17 protein-coding genes are annotated in these 19,359 nt (G+C 71.7%); 6 read left to right on the top strand and 11 right to left on the bottom strand.

Features of this window, described 5'->3' with window-relative positions; translation table 11 throughout:
• The 4 genes from HL658_RS31775 to HL658_RS31760 form a co-directional block, all read left to right on the top strand.
• A partial coding sequence (locus HL658_RS31775) for an MFS transporter (RefSeq protein WP_180287700.1) occupies window positions 1–634 on the top strand: 634 nt, incomplete at its 5' end.
• 185 nt (window positions 635–819) lie between these two features.
• Window positions 820–2,652 carry a cation:proton antiporter domain-containing protein gene (locus HL658_RS31770; protein WP_180286060.1) on the top strand — a complete coding sequence of 611 codons (1,833 nt, stop codon included), beginning with the start codon at window positions 820–822 and terminating at the stop codon, window positions 2,650–2,652.
• A 145-nt stretch (window positions 2,653–2,797) separates the two neighbouring features.
• A complete protein-coding gene (locus HL658_RS31765; protein ID WP_180286059.1) occupies window positions 2,798–3,517 on the top strand; it encodes a transcriptional regulator NanR in 720 nt (239 codons plus the stop codon).
• 257 nt (window positions 3,518–3,774) lie between these two features.
• Entirely contained in the window at window positions 3,775–4,695 is a 921-nt protein-coding gene (locus HL658_RS31760) for a tripartite tricarboxylate transporter TctB family protein (RefSeq protein ID WP_180286058.1), read from the top strand.
• A gap of 140 nt (window positions 4,696–4,835) precedes the next feature.
• On the opposite strand, the gene putA is transcribed toward HL658_RS31760, so the two are convergent.
• The 5 genes from putA to HL658_RS31735 all read right to left on the bottom strand — a co-directional run bounded on the left by putA (window position 4,836) and on the right by HL658_RS31735 (window position 10,900).
• Window positions 4,836–8,726: a trifunctional transcriptional regulator/proline dehydrogenase/L-glutamate gamma-semialdehyde dehydrogenase gene (putA, locus tag HL658_RS31755; protein ID WP_180286057.1), complete on the bottom strand. Its 3,891-nt coding sequence runs from the start codon at window positions 8,724–8,726 to the stop codon at window positions 4,836–4,838.
• A gap of 135 nt (window positions 8,727–8,861) precedes the next feature.
• On the bottom strand, window positions 8,862–9,281 hold the full coding sequence (locus HL658_RS31750; protein WP_425485400.1) for a type II toxin-antitoxin system VapC family toxin: 420 nt from the start codon (window positions 9,279–9,281) through the stop codon (window positions 8,862–8,864).
• Window positions 9,282–9,283: 2 nt separating this feature from the next.
• On the bottom strand, window positions 9,284–9,526 hold the full coding sequence (locus HL658_RS31745; protein WP_180286055.1) for a type II toxin-antitoxin system Phd/YefM family antitoxin: 243 nt from the start codon (window positions 9,524–9,526) through the stop codon (window positions 9,284–9,286).
• 67 nt (window positions 9,527–9,593) lie between these two features.
• Window positions 9,594–10,205: a LysE family translocator gene (locus tag HL658_RS31740; RefSeq protein WP_180286054.1), complete on the bottom strand. Its 612-nt coding sequence runs from the start codon at window positions 10,203–10,205 to the stop codon at window positions 9,594–9,596.
• 77 nt (window positions 10,206–10,282) lie between these two features.
• Window positions 10,283–10,900 (bottom strand): isochorismatase family protein, encoded by a 618-nt coding sequence (locus tag HL658_RS31735; protein WP_180286053.1) that lies wholly within the window; start codon window positions 10,898–10,900, stop codon window positions 10,283–10,285.
• Window positions 10,901–11,001: 101 nt separating this feature from the next.
• Here HL658_RS31735 and HL658_RS31730 point away from each other — a divergent pair, with 101 nt between their 5' ends.
• Complete coding sequence (locus tag HL658_RS31730; protein WP_180286052.1) at window positions 11,002–11,919, top strand: LysR family transcriptional regulator; 918 nt, start codon at window positions 11,002–11,004, stop codon at window positions 11,917–11,919.
• A 12-nt stretch (window positions 11,920–11,931) separates the two neighbouring features.
• Here HL658_RS31730 and eutC read toward each other — a convergent pair whose 3' ends face one another.
• From eutC to HL658_RS31715, 3 genes are read right to left on the bottom strand one after another with little or no spacing between them, the layout of a single operon-like run.
• Window positions 11,932–12,726 (bottom strand): ethanolamine ammonia-lyase subunit EutC, encoded by a 795-nt coding sequence (gene eutC, locus HL658_RS31725; RefSeq protein ID WP_180286051.1) that lies wholly within the window; start codon window positions 12,724–12,726, stop codon window positions 11,932–11,934.
• Window positions 12,726–14,120, bottom strand: coding sequence for an ethanolamine ammonia-lyase subunit EutB (locus HL658_RS31720; RefSeq protein WP_180286050.1), 1,395 nt, complete (start codon window positions 14,118–14,120; stop codon window positions 12,726–12,728). Before HL658_RS31720 ends, eutC begins: the two co-directional genes overlap by 1 nt.
• Before the next feature lie 54 nt (window positions 14,121–14,174).
• The gene (locus HL658_RS31715; protein WP_180286049.1) at window positions 14,175–14,741 is read right to left on the bottom strand and encodes a DUF2889 domain-containing protein; all 567 of its coding nucleotides are present in this window, start codon (window positions 14,739–14,741) and stop codon (window positions 14,175–14,177) included.
• Between the two features lie 149 nt (window positions 14,742–14,890).
• Here HL658_RS31715 and HL658_RS31710 point away from each other — a divergent pair, with 149 nt between their 5' ends.
• The gene (locus tag HL658_RS31710; protein ID WP_180286048.1) at window positions 14,891–16,006 is read left to right on the top strand and encodes a nucleotidyltransferase family protein; all 1,116 of its coding nucleotides are present in this window, start codon (window positions 14,891–14,893) and stop codon (window positions 16,004–16,006) included.
• A 7-nt stretch (window positions 16,007–16,013) separates the two neighbouring features.
• On the opposite strand, the gene HL658_RS31705 is transcribed toward HL658_RS31710, so the two are convergent.
• The 3 genes from HL658_RS31705 to HL658_RS31695 are packed head-to-tail and all read right to left on the bottom strand — an operon-like array spanning window position 16,014 to window position 19,265.
• Window positions 16,014–16,850: an HTD2 family dehydratase gene (locus HL658_RS31705; protein ID WP_180286047.1), complete on the bottom strand. Its 837-nt coding sequence runs from the start codon at window positions 16,848–16,850 to the stop codon at window positions 16,014–16,016.
• 14 nt (window positions 16,851–16,864) lie between these two features.
• Window positions 16,865–18,025 (bottom strand): acyl-CoA dehydrogenase family protein, encoded by a 1,161-nt coding sequence (locus HL658_RS31700; RefSeq protein ID WP_180286046.1) that lies wholly within the window; start codon window positions 18,023–18,025, stop codon window positions 16,865–16,867.
• A gap of 25 nt (window positions 18,026–18,050) precedes the next feature.
• A complete protein-coding gene (locus HL658_RS31695) occupies window positions 18,051–19,265 on the bottom strand; it encodes a CoA transferase (protein ID WP_180286045.1) in 1,215 nt (404 codons plus the stop codon).
• Between the last annotated feature and the right edge of the window lie 94 nt (window positions 19,266–19,359).

The raw sequence follows: 19,359 nt of genomic DNA, 5'->3' as shown, positions 1-19,359 counted from the left end.
GCCGCGGCGGGCGCGTCCGCCGGCCGGCTCGCTGGCCGCGGCGGTGCGGCTGACGGCGGCGCGCCCCGCCGCCTGGGTGCTGGCGGGGGTGTTCGCGGCCTACAGCGCCAGCTTCATGTCGGTGTTCGGCTTCCTACCCACCATGCTGGTGGAGGAGATGGGCATGTCGACGGGCACCGCGGCGGTGCTGGGGGCGGTGGCTGTCATGGGCAACGCGGTGGGCAACCTGCTGGCCGGCGGGCTGGCGCGGCGGGGGGTGCCGCGCTGGGCGCTGGTGGCCCTGCCCTGCGTGGGCCTGAGCCTGACCGCGGCGGTGGTGTTCAGCCACGGCCTGCCCTTCGCCCCGCGCTACGCGGCGGCCATCCTCTATTCGGTGGTCGGCGGGCTGCTGCCGGCGACCGTGATGGGCGCCCTGCCCGCCTTCGCGCCGCGCCCCGATCTGGTCGGCACCATGAGCGGCTTCGTCATGCAGGGCTCCAACATCGGCCAGCTCGCCGGGCCGCCGCTGCTGGCCGCCGTGGTCGCCGGCTGGGGCTGGCCGGCGGCCCCGGTCTACATCGCCGCGGCGACCGGGCTGGGGCTGCTGCTGGCCCTGCGGCTGCGGCCGCTGGAGCGCGGGCTGGGAGCCCGGTGACGGGCGCCGGGCCAGGGGATTTTCCCCCGGATCGTCACAGCCCGGCGGTTTAAATCACGCCCCCGAATACCCACGTTCCGGCTTAGCCCGGGGCGGACGCCGCCGCTTCCGGTTTCCCCAACCCGAAGACGAACCACGCCGGCCGGGTCTCCCGCCAACCCACCGGCGGGACAGGGATTTTGCCGATGCACCACGCCCCGCCGCTGCTCGCCACCATCGCCGTCGGCATGCTGTTCGCGTTTGCCTTCGGCTTTCTGGCGCGCCGGCTGGGGCTGCCGCCGCTGGTGGGGTATCTGCTGGCGGGGGTGGCGGTGGGGCCGCACACGCCGGGCTTCGTCGGCGACATGGATCTGGCCTCCCAGCTCGCCGAGGTCGGCGTCATCCTGCTGATGTTCGGGGTGGGGCTGCATTTCTCCATCAAGGATCTGTGGGACGTGCGGCGGGTGGCGCTGCCGGGGGCGGTGGCGCAGATTGCCGCGGCGACGGCCATCGGCGCCGGGGTGGCCTGGCTGTGGGGCTGGGGGCTGGCGGCCGGGCTGGTGTTCGGCCTGTCCTTGTCGGTGGCGAGCACGGTGGTGCTGCTGCGCGCGCTGGAGGGGCGCGGCCAGCTCGACAGCCCGGACGGGCGGATCGCCGTCGGCTGGCTGGTGGTGGAGGACCTCGCCATGGTCATCGCCCTGGTGCTTCTGCCGGCGCTGGCGGGTGGTGCCGGGGCCGGGGGTGATGGTCATGGCGGTGGCTACGGCAATCTGTGGCTGGATCTCGCCGCCACCATCGGCAAGGTCGGGTTGTTCGCCGCGGTGATGCTGGTGGCGGGGCGCAAGGCGGTGCCGTGGCTGCTGGGGCAGGTGGCGCGCACCGGCTCGCGCGAGCTGTTCACGTTGGCGGTGCTGGCCATCGCGGTGGGCATCGCCTACGGCTCCGCCACGCTGTTCGGCGTGTCCTTCGCGCTGGGCGCCTTCTTCGCCGGGGTGGTGCTGAGCGAAAGCGACCTCAGCCATCAGGCGGCGGCCGACAGCCTGCCCTTGCAGGACGCCTTCGCCGTGCTGTTCTTCATCTCCGTCGGCATGCTGTTCGACCCGCTGGTGCTGCTGCGCGAGCCGCTGCCGGTGCTCGCCACCGTGCTGATCATCGTGGTCGGCAAGTCGCTGGCGGCGGCGTTGCTGGTGCTGGCGCTGGGCCACCCCCTGCACACCGCGCTGACCATCTCCGCCAGCCTCGCCCAGGTAGGGGAATTCTCCTTCATCCTGGCCGGGCTGGGGGTGACGCTGGGGCTGCTGCCGGAGGCGGGGCGCGATCTGGTGCTGGCCGGTGCCATCCTGTCGATCATCCTGAACCCGGCGGTGTTCGCCCTGACCGACCGGGTGTCGCGCTGGATCGCCGCCAACCCCGACCGCGCTCCGCGCTGGGTGCAGGGCCGGCAGGACGCGCTGCCGGACGAGCCGGTGCCAGTGCCGGGAAGCCGCAGCGGCCACGCGGTGATCGTCGGGCACGGGCGGGTGGGGGCGCTGGTGGCGCGGCTGCTGGCCGACCGCGGGCGGCCCTTCGTGATCATCGACCTCGACCGCCGCCGCTGCGAGGAGCTGCGCGCCCGCGGGCTGGAGGTGGTGTGGGGCGACGCCGGGGCCGCCACGGTGTTGGAGGCGGCGGGTGTCGGCCGCGCCCGGCTGCTGGTCATGGCCGCCCCCGGTGCCGCCCAGGCGCAGCGCGTGATCACCTGCGCCAAGGCGCTGAACCCCCACATCGACACCGTCGTGCGCGCCCAGGGCGAGACGGACATGGCGTGGCTGGAGCGCTGCGGCGTCGGCATGGCGGCGGTGGGCGAGCGCGAGCTGGCGCTGGCCATTTCGGCCTACGCGCTGGTGCGGCTGGGCGTGCCGGAGGCGGAGACGCGCGACCTGGTGCAGCGGACCCGCGCCGGCCTGCGCGTCGGCAACAATCTGGACGAGATCGGCGCCCCCAACCGCGCCCCCGAACTGCGCCCCCACCGCGAGGAGGAGACCGAGGCGGAGGGGTAGGGCCGGGGCTGTAGCAGGGGTGGCGGATGGTCGGCGGCACGGTCCTTTTCGGCTTGAGCTTTCGGCACCCCGGTGCGATCATCATACCAGTTTCGCGGCACCGGCCGCCCGGCCCTGCCGCCAGACACCCCCCTCAGGACCCGCTATGACCGTCATCGACCCGATTCCGCGGCGCAAGCTCTCGCAGGAGGTGCTGGACCGGCTGATGTCCAAGATCGCCAGCGGCGAATACGCGCCCGGCAGCCAGCTCCCCTCCGAGCGCCAGCTCATGGAGATGTTCCAGGTCGGCCGCCCGGCTATCCGCGAGGCGATGCAGACCCTGGCGCACCGGGGGATGGTCACCATCACCCATGGCGAGCGGGCGCGGGTGACGCCGGTGACCGCCGCCACGATCATCGAACAGGTCGGCGGCACCGCCAAGCATTTCCTGGCGACCGCGCCGGAGAACCTGGAGCACCTGAAGGACGCCCGCACCTTCTTCGAGAGCGGCATGGTGCGCATGGCCGCCGAGCACGCCACCGACGCCGACATCGCCCGTCTCGAACGCCGCCTCCGGGAGCACCGCGAGAGCCTGGAGGATCTGTCGCGCTTCCTCGCCTGCGACATGGCCTTCCACCGCGAGATCGCCGCCATCTCCGGCAACCCCATCTACGTCGCCGTCAGCCAGGCCATGTTCGACTGGCTCGCCGCCTATTACGTGGACCTGCTGCGCGCCCCGGGCGCCGAGCAGATCACGATAGCCGAACACACCCGCATCTTCGAGGCCGTCGCCGCGCGTGATCCGGAAGAGGCGGCGCGGGCGATGACGGACCACCTGACGCGCGCGAACGGGCTGTACCGGCAGTATGAGAGGCCGCGGGGGTAGGGGGACGGTCGAGCCTTGCTCGCCGGCGCAGGGTTTGGGCCGGAGTGACCGACCTTCGCCCCGAATAGATCAAAAGGGAGATCGGTTGATATTGATGCGCGGTTCAAAATACGTCGCGCCTGGCAAGGCCAATTTGCATTTTCAATGACATTGCATGTGAGAAGGTGCCGCGAAGCGTGGCTCGGCCGCTGGATTGACGGTTCGTAGCTTTCATGCTATTTCTAGATTTATTCATAATTGGGTGGGTATACATAAAAATGCCGAGTACCGATCCAGGGTCCGAAGAAACATTAGTTCAATTGCCATCTCCGGTCCTCGCTCACGTTGAAAAGCTTGTCGCGGATGGTTTGAAGCGGGAGCTGGATCAGGAGGAGAACGTCGTTCGCAGTTTGCCATTCTTTGCGACGTCGATTGGCGCGCTTTTGGCCTTGATAGGCTTTGTCAAGCCTTCCCTTGCATCATTTCCAATTGGATATCTGAGTATCACATCATACATTTTGTGTTTTATTCTTGCAGCCCTGCTTGTCGCCTTGGTATTTTTCTTGTTTCATGCCACCAAGAAGCGAGAACAATACCATCCAATGCAGGGGTCTGAGCTTATTGAATATGCGCGAGAATTGGTCCAATATCACGAATCAACTTCCAGTTTCGATGACACCTCCGGATACGACACGGTAATCCTGGATATACGACAGGCTTATACCGCCCAACTCGCCACATATGCGGAAAATGTGAGGGGAATCAATCTGTCGCGTGCCGACATGCGTGCGAAAATGTTTTCTATCCTGGTGATCGCCGTCATAGTAGCTTTGCTGCTTGTTGGCACCATCGTAGTTCTGGAAAGGCAATCAGGAGGACCACATGACCAAGGAGGATCCGTCAGCGAACAAGCTGCACATATCGAAGATCGCGAAAACAAAGTTCTACGCCACCCAAGCGAGTCGGGTGGGGAAAACATCGCCCGCCGGCTTCAAGACCAAACCCACTCCTCCACCGATGCAGGTGATCGAGATTGGACCTTGGGGGGTGAAACGAACCGGGACGATTTCCGCCGGGGACGCCCGCAAGCAGATGAAGGGGAAATAAAAGCCCCCGATGATTCGGTCGCGGGCAATCACGTCTCCGCATGCCAACAGTCTGTGTGGTGCTTTCTGCTGAGCTTCTTTTTTAGAGTGTGAGGGATGACATTATCCCGGGGTTCCTTACCCGGCATCCATAAGCGTCGGCCTCGCGGTTATGGACCGCGGGATCACAGGGCTTTCCCAAGCCCCGCCGAGTTGCCCCTGCCCGGCTCGGGGGAAATGTGCGCCGCCTCCCCCTACCCGATCGTCATCAGACTCGCATTCCCCCCCGCCGCGGCGGTGTTGGTGCTGATGGCGCGTTCCTCGACCAGCCAGGCGAGCGCGTAATCCTCGGTCCCGGCGGTGAGCGCGTCGGGGGCGGCGCCCTGGACCGAGAGGAGGGGGCCGTCGCGGTCGGCGAGGGTCTGGTTGACGGCGCGCAGCGCGTCGCTCTCGCCCTCGAACAGGACGGTGTCGAAGCGGGCGGCGGGCCAGTCCTCGGTCACCGCCACCCGCTCGCGCAAGGTCGCGGGCAGCTCGCGCAGGATGGCGGTCAGGGCCGGGGCGGCCTGGACCAGGGCGTGGTTGCCGGTGGCGAAGGCGGCGCCGAGTTGCAGGCACAGGCCGGTCTCCGTCTGCGGCAGGCACAGCACGGTGCCGCGCGGGTGCAAGGCGTAGAGGTTGCGCTCGCCGACCGGGCCGGGCAGCGTCAGCACCGTGCCGGCGGGGGAGCGGCCCATCCAGGCGGCGCAGCGCCCGGCTTCCGCCTTGTGGCCGCGGGCGGCCAGCCAGTCGCGGAAGATGGCGGCCTGGGCCGGGCGGCGTTCGGGCTGGGTGCGCAGGTCGGGATCGACCGGCGGGCGGGCCGACAGGAGCCGCAGCAGGTAGAGTGGGCCGCCGGCTTTGGGCCCGGTGCCGGACAGGCCGCCGCCGCCGAAGGGCTGCACCCCCACCACGGCGCCGATCAGGTTGCGGTTGACGTAGACGTTGCCGGCGGCGATCCGCTCCGCCACCCGCGCGATGGTCTCGTCGATGCGGCTGTGCACGCCGAAGGTCAGGCCGTAGCCGGTGGCGTTGATGCTGTCCACCAGCTCGTCCAGTTCGTCGCGGCGGAAGCGCAGCACGTGCAGGACCGGGCCGAACACCTCCCGCGTCAGGTCGGACAGGCCGTCGATCTCGATCACGGTGGGCGCGACGAAGGTGCCGGCGCGGGTGGCGGGGGGAAGCTCCAGCGATTCCACCCGGTGGCCCTTGGCCCGCATCGCCTTGATGTGATCCGTGATGATGCGCTGCGCCTCCGCGGTGATGACGGGGCCGACGTCGGTGGACAGCCGGTCGGGGTTGCCGACCGACAGCTCCGCCAGCGCGCCGCGCAGCATGGTCAGCACGCGGTCGGCCGCCTCCTCCTGCACGCACAGCACGCGCAAGGCCGAACAGCGCTGGCCCGCGCTGTCGAAGGCGGACGCGATCACGTCGCCCACCACCTGCTCCGGCAGGGCGGAGCTGTCGACGATGAGCGCGTTCTGACCACCGGTCTCGGCGATCAGCGGGATCGGACGGCCCTGCGCGTCCAGCGTGCCGGCGAGCTGGCGCTGGATCAGGCGGGCGACCTCGGTGGAGCCGGTGAACATCACGCCGCGCACGCGGGCGTCCGCCACCAGGGCCGCACCCACCGAACCATCGCCGGGCAGGAATTGCAGCGCCGCGTGGGGCACGCCGGCCTCGTGCAGCAGGCGCACCGCCTCCGCCGCGATCAGCGGCGTCTCCTCCGCCGGCTTCGCCAGCACCGGGTTGCCGGCGGCCAGCGCCGCCGCCACCTGGCCCGTGAAGATCGCCATGGGGAAGTTCCACGGGCTGATGCACACCACCGGACCCAGCGGCCGGTGCGTGTCGTTGGAGAAGCCGCGCTTCACCGCCGTGCCGTAGTAGCGCAGGAAGTCCACCGCCTCCCGCACCTCGGCGACAGCGTTGGGCAGGGACTTGCCCGCCTCCCGCACGATCAGGCCGAGCAGCACGGGCATGCGCCGCTCCATCAGGTCGGCGGCGCGCAGCAGGCAGGCGGCGCGGTCGGCCGCCGGGGTCGCCTGCCACGCCGCGCCGGCGGTGACCGCCTGGGTGAAGGCGGCGGCCACCATTTCCGCGTCCGCCTCGATCACGCTGCCCACCGTGTCGCGGTGGTCGGCCGGGTTGCGCACCGCGCGGGCCACACCGTCGCGCGGACCGTCGGCCAGCAGCGGCACGGCGCGCCAGGGATGCTCGGCGCCCGCCAGCAGGGCGGCCGACAGGGACGCGAGGCGCTGTTCGTTGGAGAGGTCGAGGCCGGCCGAGTTCTCCCGCTCCTCCCCGAACATCCGGCGCGGCAGCGCCAGCTTCGGGTGCGGGGAGCCCAGGGGTTGGATCGCCGTGGCCTGCTCGACCGGATCGGCGATCAGCGCCTCGATCGGCACGTCGGCGTCGGCGACGCGGTTGACGAAGGAGGTGTTGGCCCCGTTCTCCAGCAGCCGGCGCACGAGGTAGGCCAGCAGCGCCTCGTGCGTGCCGACGGGGGCGTAGATGCGGCAGGGGCGGTTCAGGCCGTCGCGGTCCACCACCTCCTCGTACAGCGGCTCGCCCATGCCGTGCAGGCACTGGAACTCGTACTGGCCGGCGTAATAGTTGGGCCCGGCCATGGCGTGGATGGTGGCCGTGGTGTGGGCGTTGTGGGTGGCGAACTGCGGGTAGACGGCATCGGGTGCGGCCAGCAGCTTGCGGGCGCAGGCGATGTAGGACACGTCGGTGTGGACCTTGCGGGTGAAGACCGGGAAGCCCTCCAGCCCGTCGACCTGGGCGCGCTTGATCTCGCTGTCCCAATAGGCTCCCTTGACCAGCCGCAGCATCAGCCGATGGCCGCTGCGCCGGGCGAGGTCGATGACGAAATCGAGCACGAAGGGGGCGCGCTTCTGGTAGGCCTGGACCACGAAGCCGATGCCGTTCCAGCCGGCCAGCTCGGGGTGGAAGCACAGCCGCTCCAGCAGGTCCAGCGACAGCTCCAGCCGGTCGGCCTCCTCCGCGTCGATGTTGAGGCCGATGTCGTAGCGCCGCGCCAGCAGGGTGAGCGCGGTCAGCCGTGGCAGCAGTTCCGCCATCACCCGGTCGGCCTGCGCGCGGGAATAGCGCGGGTGCAGGGCCGACAGCTTCACAGAGATGCCCGGCCCCTCGTAGATGCCGCGGCGCCCGGCGGCACGGCCGATGGCGTGGATGGCCTGCTCATAGTCGGCGTAGTAGCGCTCCGCGTCCCGCGCGGTGACGGCGGCCTCCCCCAGCATGTCGTAGGAGTAGCGGAAGCCCTTGGCCTCCATCTTGCGGCTGTTGGCGAGCGCCTCGGCGATGGTCTGGCCGGTGACGAACTGCTCGCCCATCATCCGCATGGCGATGTCCACGCCCTTGCGGATCAGCGGTTCACCGCCGCGGCCGATCAGCTTGGTCAGCGCCGCCGACAGGCCCTGCGCGCTTGAGGTGCCGGTCAGCCGACCGGTGACCACCAGCCCCCAGGTGGCGGCGTTCACGAACAGCGACGGGCTGTGGCCGATGTGCGATTCCCAGTCGCCGACGCCGATCTTGTCGCGGATCAGCGCGTCGCGGGTGGCGCGGTCGGGGATGCGCAGCAGCGCCTCGGCGAGGCACATGAGGGCGACGCCCTCCTGGCTGGACAGCGAATATTCGTGGATCAGCCCCTCCACCCCGCCGCCGCGCGCCTTGCCGCGCAAGGATTCCGCCAGCCGGCGCGCGACCTCCTGCGCCTGGGCGCGGACGGGGGCGGGCAGCGTGGCCTCCGCGATCAGGAAGGGCAGGCATTCCGGCTCCGGCCGGCGGTAGGCGGCGGTGATCTTGGCGCGCAGCACGCTCTGCGGCTGGACGGTCTGCGCGAACTCCAGGAAGGGCTGCGGGGCCGCGGTGGGTTCGGCCGCTTCCTCGGCGGCGGGTTCCTCGGCGGGCCGCTGGTCGGTGAACAGCCCGTCCACCGGCTCGCCCCGCTCCACCCGCTCCAGCGTAGCGAGGATGGATTGCTTGATCAGCCAGTGCGGCGACCGCCCGGTGCGCTCGGCCGCGGCCTTCAGCCGGTCCCGCAGAAGATCATCGACCTTGACCCCGATCGTCGTGCTGCCCATCGCCCTGCCCCGTGTGCGCCATGTCGTGTGGTGGCACCCCGGATCGGAACGGCGCAACCGCCGCCGGATCGTGGGCGCAACCCATCATGTACGGGAGGTGACACCGAGGGTCAAGGGGTGGGGACAAGGGTGATGCTAGAGCAGCCGTGCGATCACACCCACCGCCGTACCCGCGTCGGCGAGCCGGCGATCCAGCGTGCAGAGGGTTGCGCCCGCATCTCCGGCAATCGCGAGATGCAGGGCGTCGCCAGCCCGGAGCGACAGGGCATGCTGGTCGGCGAGGCGGGCCGCAGTCCGGAAATGAGCCGCGGCCACGGGAAGTATGGTGAATGACAGGGCGCACAGCCGGGTGAAATGCGACAACGCCGCCGCCCGGTGCTCCATCCCGATCTGGCCGGTTCGGATTTTGATCGACAGGGCGGACGAAACCTCCGTGACCACCCAATCGCTGATCGTCAGATCCTCCGGGTCCTGCTCGGCGAGCCAGCGCTGAACACGCTCTGTCGCAACCTCGTTGGTCAGGGCGCTCACCAGGACGGAAGTGTCGAGATACACCGTCAATAGCGGTCGCCATCGCGCATGGCGCGGACGAAATCCCCGGCGGATTCGTTCTGCATGGGCATGGAGTCGGTCAACGCCTGGAGCGACGCCAGGGAGATCGGGCGGCGCGGTGCACGAACCGCCGTCAGCGTGGCGACCGGCTTGCCATGGCGGGTGATGCACACCGGCTCCCCCTCTGCCGCCTGTGCCACCAACTCGCTGAGGTGGGCCTTGGCGTCGGCGATGTTGACCGTGGGCATTGCCATGACTCCTGACCAGATTTCTGGTCATTTATAGCGCTTGCCGACGGCGCCTTCAACCGCCCGCTCACCGCTCCGCCAGCGCCAGCTTCGCCCCCAGCGCCGCGAAGGCACCGGCGAAGCCGCGGCGCATCCAGGCCAGCACGGCGGGCCGGGTGACGATGTGGGTGCGGACGGCGGCGGCGAAGACGCCGTAGAGGACGAAGACGGCGAAGGTCAGCGCCATGAACACGGCCCCCAGCTCCAGCATGCGGGCGAGCGGGTGGGCCTCCCCGGCGTCCACGAATTGCGGCAGGAAGGCCAGGAAGAAGATCGACAGCTTGGGGTTCAGGATGTTGACGAGGATGGCCGACACGATCACCCGGCCGGCCGAGCGCGGGGTGCTGTCGGCCTCCACCCGGAAGGCGCCGGTCTCCTTCAGCGTGCTCCAGGCCATCCACAGCAGATAGGCCACACCCAGATACTTGAGCGTCTGGAAGGCCAGCGCGCTGGTGTGCAGCACGGCGGCCAGCCCCATCACCGCGGCGGCCATGTGCGGCACGATGCCCAGCGTGCAGCCGAAGGCGGCGACGACGCTCGCCCGCGCCCCGCGCGACAGGCCGGCGGCCAGCGTCAGCAGCACCCCCGTACCGGGGGAGGCGACGACGATCAGGGACGTGATCAGGAACTCGACGCTCATCCTTGCGGCCTCCTCCGGTGGGAGGCTCATGGTACCGCCACCGGGGACGCCGCGCCATGGATGAGGAGCGGTGCGGCTCAACCCTCCCTGGCGACCGTCAGGGCGGTCTCGTCGGCCACCACCACCGCGAACCGGTCGGCGAGCGAGGCCAGCGCCGCCCGCTGCACGGCCGCGGCGGGAACGACGCCGCCCAGCGGGTCGGGCAGGTCGCGCGTCGCCGTGGCGGCGGCCACGACGGCGCTGGCGAAGCCCAGATCCAGCGCGGCGCGGGCGGTGGCGGCGACGCACATGTGGGTCATGAAGCCGGCGAGGATCAGCCCGCTCCGCCCGGTGGCGCGCAGCCGCTCCTCCAGATCGGTTCCGGCGAAGGCGTTGGGCAGGCGCTTGGCGATCACCGGCTCCGCGGACCGGGGAGCCGCCGCCGGGATGATCGCCGCGGCCGGGCTGGTCGGGTCGAACAGGGCGCCGCCGGGGCTGCCCTGGTGCAGGATGTGGAACACCGGCACCCCCTGGCCGCGGGCGAGGTCGAGCAGGCGCGCGATGGCCGCCACCGCCGGCCCGACCCCGTCGAGCGGGAGGCGGCCGTCGACATACTCGTTCTGGGCGTCGATGACGACCAGGGCGGCCTGGGCGAGGGCCGGCGGGCGGGCGGTCGCCCCGGCGATCTGGAGAAGGGTTCGGGGTGCGGTGGTCATGGCGGCGCTCCGTGCGGGGGTGGCAACGCCCGTCTTGTACGGCTGCCCACTGGTGGCGATAATCCGACGTTTCCCGGATTGATCGTTCGCAGGTTCGAACAATGGGCACGTCCCTTCACGGTATTCCCGAGTTCGTCGCGGTGGCCGACGGCGGCGGGTTCAGCGCCGCCGGGCGGCGGCTGGGCCTGTCCAAGTCGCTGGTCAGCGAGCGGGTGGCAGCGCTTGAGGCGCGGCTCGGCACCCGGCTGCTGGCCCGCACCACCCGCCGCGTCGCGCTGACCGAGGCGGGTGCGGCGTATCTGGAGCGGGCCCGCCGCGTGCTGGACGAGGCGGCCGGGGCCGAGGCGGCGGTGCAGGCGCTGCACGGCGAGCCGCGTGGCCGGCTGCGGGTGGCGACCTCGGTCGGGCTGGCGGCCGGCGAGCTGGCCCCGCTGCTGCCGGCCTTCCACGCCCGCCACCCGGCGGTCGAGGTCGAGCTGCTGGCCGACGACCGCGTGGTCGATCTGGTGGCGGAGCGGATCGACGTGGCGCTGCGCGCCGCCCTGCCCGTCAACCCCGCCCAGATCGCCCGGCGCGTGGCCCCGATCCGCTACGCCATCGCGGCGGCCCCCGCCTATCTGGCGCGGCACGGACACCCCGTGCACCCGGCGGAGCTGTCCGGGCACGCCTGCGTGCTCTACGGGCCGGACAGCCCGTGGGATGAACTGCGCTTCCGCCGCGGGGAGGAGGAGGTGGGGGTGCGGCTGTCCGGCTTCCTGCGCACCCAGGCGCCGCTGGTGGCCGGCGCCGCCATCGCGGCGGGCTGCGGGATCGGGCTGGTGATGAGCCTGGGGGTGCCGCGCGCCGTGCGGGATGGCGCCCTGGTCACGCTGTTCCCCGACTGGCAGCTGGTCGGCTACGAGGGTCGCGACCTGTGGGCGGTCTATCCGGACAACCGCCACATCCCGCCCAAGGTGCGCGCCTTCATCGATTTCCTGGCGGCGCAGGAGCGTTTCGGTGGCTCCGGCGTGCAAGCGTGAGCGGAGCGGGTGTCACGCGGGGTCCGGCGGCCCTGCGGCCAGGGCCGCGGCGGTCGCCACCCTGGCCCCCAGCGCCACGCCCGACCGCTGCTCGGCGAACATGGCGGCCAGCAGCGCCGCCGCCTGTTCCGCCGCGGCGTCCGGCGACGTGCCGCCGCTGCGGATGTTGGAGATGCAGTTGCGTTCGCTGTCCACCCGCCCCGGCCGCGGCATCCAGGTGAGGTAGAGGCCGAGGCTGTCGGCGGCACTCAGCCCCGGCCGCTCGCCGACCAGCACCACCGACGCGCGGGCCTGTAGGATGGCGCCGATCGGATCGCCCAGCGCCACCCGCGCCTGGGTCGCCACCACGATGGGGCCGATCCGGCGGCCGGCGGCGGCGAGGCGGGGGATCAGGGCGGCCAGAACCGCCACGGCGTTGGCGGACACCGCCGTGCTGCTCAGCCCGTCGGCCACCACCAGCACCACGTCGGGCGCGGCGGCGGGTTCCGACAGGCGGGTCTCGCCGTCGGCCGACAGGCGGCGGCCGAGGTCGGGGCGCTTCAGGTAGGTGGCGCGGTCGGGGGCGGCGCTGGCGACGGCGACGCTCTCCCAGCCTTGCGCGGCGATGTCCGCCAGCAGCGCCGGCACGTCGAGCGGCACATGCACGGCGTCGCGCGCCTGGGCGTGGGCGGCCTGGAAGGCGAGATGCGCCGCGGTGGGCAGGCCGCTGCCGGCGCGGCCCAGCGCGATGCGGGCGTCGGTGAAGCGGCGCAACCCGGACCAGCCGTCCGGTTGCACCACCACGCTGCCCTTCGGCTTTCCGGTCATCAGGCGGCCTCCTCCGACGGCAGGGGAAGGGCCGGCAGCAGCGGCCCGGCGCGGTGGTCGAAGCGCAGGCGACCCAGTTCGTCGGCAAGGCCGCTGCCGGCCAGCCACGCCTCGAACTCCGGGGCCGGGCGGCGGCCCAGCACCTGCCGGATGTAGAGCGCGTCGTGGAAGCTGGTGCTCTGGTAGTTGAGCATGATGTCGTCCGCCCCCGGCACCCCCATGATGAAGGTGCAGCCGGCCACGCCGAGCAGGGTGAGCAGCGCGTCCATGTCGTCCTGGTCGGCCTCGGCGTGATTGGTGTAGCAGACGTCGCAGCCCATCGGCACGCCGAGCAGCTTGGCGCAGAAATGATCCTCCAGCCCCGCGCGGGTGATCTGCTTGCCGTCGTAGAGATATTCGGGGCCGATGAAGCCGACCACCGTGTTGACCAGCAGCGGCCGGTAGCGCCGCGCGACGGCGTAGCAGCGGGCCTCCACCGTCTGCTGGTCCACCCCCTCGTGGGCGCCGGACGACAGCTCGCTGCCTTGGCCCGTCTCGAAATACATGACGTTGTCGCCGACCGTGCCGCGCTTGAGGGACTTCGCCGCCTCCCACGCCTCGTCCAGCAGGGCCAGCGAGATGCCGAAGGCGCGGTTGGCCGCCTCGGTCCCCGCGATGGACTGGAAGACGAGGTCGACGGGCGCGCCGCGGCGCATGGTTTCCAGCGCCGTGGTGACGTGGGCCAGAACGCAGGATTGGATGGGGGCGCCGCTGCGCAGCCGCAGCTCCTCCAGCATCGACAGCAGGGCGGTCATCGCCTCCACGCTGTCGGTGGCGGGGTTGATGCCGATCACCGCGTCCCCCACCCCGTACATCAGCCCGTCCAGCGTGCTGGCGGCGATGCCGCGCGGGTCGTCCACCGGGTGGTTTGGCTGCAACCGGGTGGACAGCCGCCCCTCCAGCCCGATGGTGTTGCGGAAGCGGGTGACCACGCGGGTCTTGGCGGCCACCGCGATCAGGTCCTGCAGCCGCATCAGCTTGCTCACACCAGCCACCATCTCCGGCGTCAGGCCGGGGGCCAGCGCCGTCAGCGCCGCCGTGTCGGCCACCCCCAGCAGCCAGTCCCGGAACTCCCCCACCGTCAGGTGGGCGACGGGGGCGAAGGCGGCGTCGTCGTGGCTGTCGACGATCAGCCGCGTCACCTCGTCGGTCTCGTAGGGGACGACGGCCTCGTTCAGGAAATGGCGCAGCGGCAGGTCGGCCAGCGCCATCTGCGCGGCCACCCGCTCGGCGGCGCTCTCCGCGATCAGCCCGGCCAGCGCGTCGCCCGAGCGTGCGGGCGAGGCGCGCGCCAGCAGCGTGCGCAGATCGGGGAAACGGTGGGTGGTGCCGGCCAGACTGTGGGTGAAACTCATCCCGTCGCTCCCCCGTCAATGGTCAGGTGCCGGTGTGGTCAGGTGCCAGTGTGGTCAGGTGCCGGTATGGAAGGCCGGCCACTCGCGCTTGACGACCGGCCCGTCGCTGGCCAGCGCGTGGCAGGTGTCGATGATGCCGGGGCGGCGGGTGGCGGGCGCCTCCTCCTCCCCCGCCTCGCGGCGGCGCAGCGCCTTGCCGCCATGCACCGTGTGCAGCGTGGCGACCGCCAGCGGCCCGAGCAGGACGTCGGTCAGGTGGGTGCAGCCCTGCACGCCGCCGACCGCCGCCGTCACCGCCTTGCGCCATCCCGCCCCCACCGAGCTGCCGACCAGCCGCTCATAGGCGGGCGTGGCCGCCGGGCACTGGGTGAAGGGGGAATGGTCCGTCACCGCCTCCACCGCGCGCACGACCAGATCGTCGTCCACCGTCAGGCGGATCGCCATGCCGTGCAGCGCCTCCCCCGCGGCGATGCCACCGCGGTCCTGGTTGGGCATGGAGTAGCTCTTGCTGTCGGTCAGCGTTGCCTCGATGTCCCACAGGCCGTCGTCCCGCTCATAGCCGCGGCACACCACCTCCCGCGTGTGCAGGTGCCGGCGCGGCGCCGCCTTCGACAAGGGCATGGTCCCGGTTCCCTCCTGTTCCGCACCCGCGAATTCGATCATGGATGGGCGGGGACGGCAAGGGTGGTGCGAGGAACGTCCCTCTCCCGCCTCCGGCGGGAGAGGGTTATGGTCGCGCGTTGAGCAACGACATCGACCCAGGAATCCCCATGCCCGCCACCCCACCCCTGCGCCATGCCCTGCCGCCGCCCTTGCGGGCGGTCGTGGATCTGGTGGCGGGGCGGCGGGTGGCCGGGGGGGACATCGGCGATCCGGAGGCGGTGCTGCGGCTTTTGGAGCGGCACCGGCTGCTGCTGGCGGTGGCGGAGCCGGGGCCGCTGACCGGTGTCCTGGCCGGGCCGCGGCGGCGGGAGACGGCGGCCGTGCTGGGGATGCAGGCGGAATTGGCGCGGGTCGCGGCGGGGCTCGACGGTGCGGGGATCGAGGCGCTGGCGCTGAAGGGGCCGGCCTTCGCCCGGCTGGTGCATGGGCGGGCCGACCGCCGCTCCTGCCGCGACCTCGACCTTCTCGTGCGGCCGGCGCAGGAGGCCGACGCGCTGGCGGCGCTGGGGCGGCTCGGCTACGCGGTGGCGCAGCGCGACGACAACGCGACGGTGCTGCGCGGCCCCGGCGGCCGCGGGATGGTGGAGCTGCACACCCGGCTCGGCGACGGCGAGGCGACCTTTCCGGAGCGGGTGGCGCGGCCCTTCGAGGTGGCGGTCGCGGTGACGCTGGCGGGCGAAGCGGTGCGCACCCTGCCGACCGATCTGGCGCTCGCCTACGCCGCCCAGCACGGCACGCGGCATCTGTGGCGGGTGCTGCTGTGGGTCTGGGACATGGCGGCGGCCGGGCGCAACCCGGCCGTGGATTGGGCGGCGGCGCTGGAGACGGCGCGGCGGCTGGGGGTCGAACGGCAACTGGCGTTGGGGGTGGCGCTCGCCGACGGCCTGTTCGGCGGCGGCCTGCCGGGGCCGCTGGCCGCCGAACGGCGGCTGAGCGTGCGCGCCGGTCGCCACGCGGCGACCCTCGCCCCCGTTTTCAGCACGCCGGTGCCGGAGACGGAGCATCAGGCCATCCTTCAGGTGGGGCTGGCGCGCTACATCGCCCTGCGCATGGCGCTGGAGAGCAGCGCGCGGGCGCGGCTGGCGGTCGCGGGCGAGCTGTTCGGGCCGAGCCCGCGCGACCGCGCCGCCATGCCGCTGCCGTCCGGGCTGGCCTTTCTCTACCCGCTGCTGCGCGCCGGCCGGCTGGCCGGCCGGCTGGGGCACTGGCGGCGCGGGTGGTAGAGTGCTTTCAGGCGGCGTCCAGCTCAGCGGTCATCGCCACCTTCCCCTCATGGTCGAGCGCCCAGAGCGACGCGCCGCCCGGTGCGGGGGCGCCACACAAGGTCAGCGGGTGGATGTCGAACAGCGGGCGGCGGGCGCGGAAGCGGAAGGCGGTGACGCGGGCGCCGGGATTCTCGCGCAGGAACAGGTCGACCAGCAGCGTGGCGGTCAGCGGTCCGTGCACGATCAGGCCGGGATAGCCCTCCACCTCTTCGCAGTACTTGCGGTCGTAATGGATGCGGTGGCCGTTGAAGGTCAGCGCGGAGAATCGGAAGAGCAGCACCGGGTCGGGCGTCAGCGGGCGACGCCACACCGCGTCGGGCGCCGGCTCCGACGGTGGCGGCGCCTCGCCGGGGCGGGGCGCCTCGCGGTAGACGATGTCGTGCACCTCGCGCACCGCCAGGCTGCCGCCCGCGCTGATCTCGTGCAGCACCTTGACGAACACCATGTCGCCGGAGCGGCCGGATTTGGGCTGCACGTCGGCGATGGTGGAGCGGCGGTGCAGCGCGTCGCCGGTGCGGACCGGGGCCAGGAACTCCAATTGCCCGCCCGCCCACATGCGACGCGGCAGCGGCACCGGCGGCAGGAAGCCGCCGCGCTGCGGGTGCCCGTCCTCGGCGATCTCGCGCTGCGGCGCCTTAGGCAGGAAATAGAGCCAGTGGCCGAGCGGCGGCAGCTCCCCCGCCGGCCAGGGCGGGTCGATGTGGTCGAGAGTGGCGGCGAGGCCGGCCAGCGGTGCGGCGGTGGCGCTGTCCGCCATCTCCTCGCTGCGGCCGATCCAGTCCTTCAGATGGTCGAGGTTCATGGCGGGACTCCGGCTCAGAAGGATTTCGGCAGGCCCAGCACGTGGGTGCCGACGTGGGAGAGGATGAGGTTGGTGGAGATCGGGGCGACCTGATAGAGGCGGGTCTCGCGGAACTTGCGCTCGATGTCGTACTCCTCGGCGAAGCCGAAGCCGCCATGGGTCTGCAGGCAGGTGTCGGCGGCGTGCCAGGACGCCTCCGACGCCAGCAGCTTCGCCATGTTCGCCTCGGTGCCGCAGGGCTGGCCGCTGTCGAACAGCGCCGCCGCCTTGCGCACCATCAGGTTCGCCGCTTCCGTTTCCACGTGGTTCCGGGCGATGGGGAACTGGATGCCCTGGTTGGCGCCGATGGGGCGGCCGAACACCTCGCGCTCCTTGGCGTAGGCCGAGGCGCGGTCGATGAAGAAGCGGGCGTCGCCGATGCATTCCGACGCGATCAGGATGCGCTCGGCGTTCATGCCGTCGAGGATGTAGCGGAAGCCCTTGCCCTCCTCCCCGACCAGATTCTCCGCCGGGACCTCCAGATTGTCGAAGAACAGCTCGGTGGTGGCGTGGTTGATCATGGTGCGGATCGGCCGGATGGTGAGCCCGTTGCCGACCGCTCGGCGCATATCGACCAGCAGCACGCTCATCCCGTCGGTGGGCCGCGCCGCGTCCTCCCGCGCCGTGGTGCGGCAGAGCAGCAGCATCAGGTCGGAATGCTCGGCCCGGCTGATCCACACCTTCTGGCCGTTGACGACGTAGCGGTCCCCCTCGCGCCGTGCGAAGGTGCGGATGCGGGTGGTGTCGGTGCCGCTGGTGGGCTCGGTCACCCCGAAGGCCTGGAGCCGCAGCGTGCCCTCGGCGATGCCGGGCAGACAGGCCTGCTTCTGCGCCGGGCTGCCGTGCCGCAGGATGGTGCCCATGGTGTACATCTGGGCGTGGCAGGCGCCGCCGTTGCAGCCGGAACGGTGGATCTCCTCCAGGATCGCGGTGGCCGCCCCCAGCCCCAGGCCGGAGCCGCCGTATTCCTCCGGGATCAGGACGGAGAGGAAGCCGCTTTCGGTCAGGGCGGCCACGAATTCCGTCGGGTAGGCGCGGTCGCGGTCGAGCGCCCGCCAGTACTCGCCGGGAAAGCGCGCGCAGAGCCGCCGCACGGACTCGCGGATCTCCGGAAACTCGTCGGCGTCGGTGGTCATGGAAGGTCCTCCACGGGTGTCGCGGTCACGCGTCCACGCCGGCGGCGATGCCGGCGTCGAACAGGCGGCCGATCTTGGACGAGGGCAGGCCCAGCAGATCGGCCAGCACCTCCTCCGTGTGCTGGCCCAGTGCCGGGGCGGGAACCACGTCGCCGCGCGGCGATGCCCCGAAGGCGAGCGGCGAATGCGGGGCGAGATGGCGGCCGGCGCCGGGCTGGTCGATCTCCCGGAACATCGGGTTGGCGGTGGAGCAGCGCGGGTCCTCCGCCACCAGCTGGGCGAAATCCTGATACGGCCCCCACAGCACGCCGGTGCCCTGGAAGGCCTCGGCGACCTCGGGCAGCGAGCGGGCGGCGAACCACGGGGCGAAGACGGCGGCGATGGCGTCGCGGGCGTGGTAGCGCCCGGCCTCGTCGCCGATATCCACCCCCATCGCCCGCTCCACATGCACCATGCGGTCGGCAAGGCCGGTGGCACGGCAGAGCACGGCCCACTGGCGGTCGGAGATGGCGGCGACCATCACCCGCCGCCCGTCGCGCGTGGCGAAATCGCGCCCGAAGGCGCCGTAGAGGTCGTTGCCGAGCGCCGGGCGCTGGCGCCCGGTCAGCTGCGCCTCGGCCAGGAAGCCCAGATTGCCGACGGTGGCGAGCATCACGTCGGACAGCGCCAGTGCCACCTCCTGCCCCTCCCCGGTCAGACGGCGGTGGCGCTCCGCCGCCAGCAGCCCGGTGGCGAGGTAGAGGCCGGCGGCGACATCCCAGGCCGGCAGCACATGGTTGACGGGGCGGCTGCCATCGCCGGTCACCAGGGGAAAGCCGCTGGCGCTATTAACCGTGTAATCGACCGCCGTGCTGCCGTCGAAATTGCCCTGCAGCTTCAACAGGATGGTGTCGGCCCGGCGGGCCCGCAGCGTCTCAAACGCCATCCAGCCGCGGGTGGGCAGGTTGGTGAGCGCGATGCCTCCGCCCTCCCCCGGCGCGGCGACCAGCGCCGCGGCGATCTCCTGCCCCTCCGGCCGGTCGAGCGCCAGCCGGACGGAGCGCTTGCCCTTGTTGAGGCCGGCCCAATAGAGGCTGGTGCCCCCGTCGGTGACCGGCCAGCGGTCGTAATCGATGCGGCCGGCGATCGGACTGACCTGCACCACGTCGGCACCGAGCTGCGCCAGCGCCAGTCCGCCCAGCGGTGCCGCCACGAAGGCCGACAGCTCGACCACGCGCAGGCCCTTGAGGATTGCGCTCACTCCGTTTCCCTCCCCTGCCGGCGGCGGCCGGACCGTTTCCGGGCATGCTAGTGGATGGCCGCGGGGGCTGTACAGGGGGCCGGCGTTCCCGCCA

Origin of the sequence: Azospirillum oleiclasticum (genome assembly GCF_013423485.1) — a bacterium.
In the GTDB taxonomy this organism is placed as follows: domain Bacteria; phylum Pseudomonadota; class Alphaproteobacteria; order Azospirillales; family Azospirillaceae; genus Azospirillum; species Azospirillum oleiclasticum.
Note: the sequence above shows the minus strand (reverse complement) of the source record. Positions and strands in the feature narration are given on the sequence as shown.

What these genes read in the sequence shown, in the direction of transcription:
- HL658_RS31770 (WP_180286060.1), top strand. Translation starts at nt 820, where the DNA reads ATGCACCACGCCCCGCCGCTGCTCGCCACCATCGCCGTCGGCATGCTG.
- HL658_RS31765 (WP_180286059.1), top strand. Translation starts at nt 2,798, where the DNA reads ATGACCGTCATCGACCCGATTCCGCGGCGCAAGCTCTCGCAGGAGGTG.
- HL658_RS31760 (WP_180286058.1), top strand. Translation starts at nt 3,775, where the DNA reads ATGCCGAGTACCGATCCAGGGTCCGAAGAAACATTAGTTCAATTGCCA.
- putA (WP_180286057.1), bottom strand. Translation starts at nt 8,726, where the DNA reads ATGGGCAGCACGACGATCGGGGTCAAGGTCGATGATCTTCTGCGGGAC.
- HL658_RS31745 (WP_180286055.1), bottom strand. Translation starts at nt 9,526, where the DNA reads ATGCCCACGGTCAACATCGCCGACGCCAAGGCCCACCTCAGCGAGTTG.
- HL658_RS31740 (WP_180286054.1), bottom strand. Translation starts at nt 10,205, where the DNA reads ATGAGCGTCGAGTTCCTGATCACGTCCCTGATCGTCGTCGCCTCCCCC.
- HL658_RS31735 (WP_180286053.1), bottom strand. Translation starts at nt 10,900, where the DNA reads ATGACCACCGCACCCCGAACCCTTCTCCAGATCGCCGGGGCGACCGCC.
- HL658_RS31730 (WP_180286052.1), top strand. Translation starts at nt 11,002, where the DNA reads ATGGGCACGTCCCTTCACGGTATTCCCGAGTTCGTCGCGGTGGCCGAC.
- eutC (WP_180286051.1), bottom strand. Translation starts at nt 12,726, where the DNA reads ATGACCGGAAAGCCGAAGGGCAGCGTGGTGGTGCAACCGGACGGCTGG.
- HL658_RS31720 (WP_180286050.1), bottom strand. Translation starts at nt 14,120, where the DNA reads ATGAGTTTCACCCACAGTCTGGCCGGCACCACCCACCGTTTCCCCGAT.
- HL658_RS31715 (WP_180286049.1), bottom strand. Translation starts at nt 14,741, where the DNA reads ATGCCCTTGTCGAAGGCGGCGCCGCGCCGGCACCTGCACACGCGGGAG.
- HL658_RS31710 (WP_180286048.1), top strand. Translation starts at nt 14,891, where the DNA reads ATGCCCGCCACCCCACCCCTGCGCCATGCCCTGCCGCCGCCCTTGCGG.
- HL658_RS31705 (WP_180286047.1), bottom strand. Translation starts at nt 16,850, where the DNA reads ATGAACCTCGACCATCTGAAGGACTGGATCGGCCGCAGCGAGGAGATG.
- HL658_RS31700 (WP_180286046.1), bottom strand. Translation starts at nt 18,025, where the DNA reads ATGACCACCGACGCCGACGAGTTTCCGGAGATCCGCGAGTCCGTGCGG.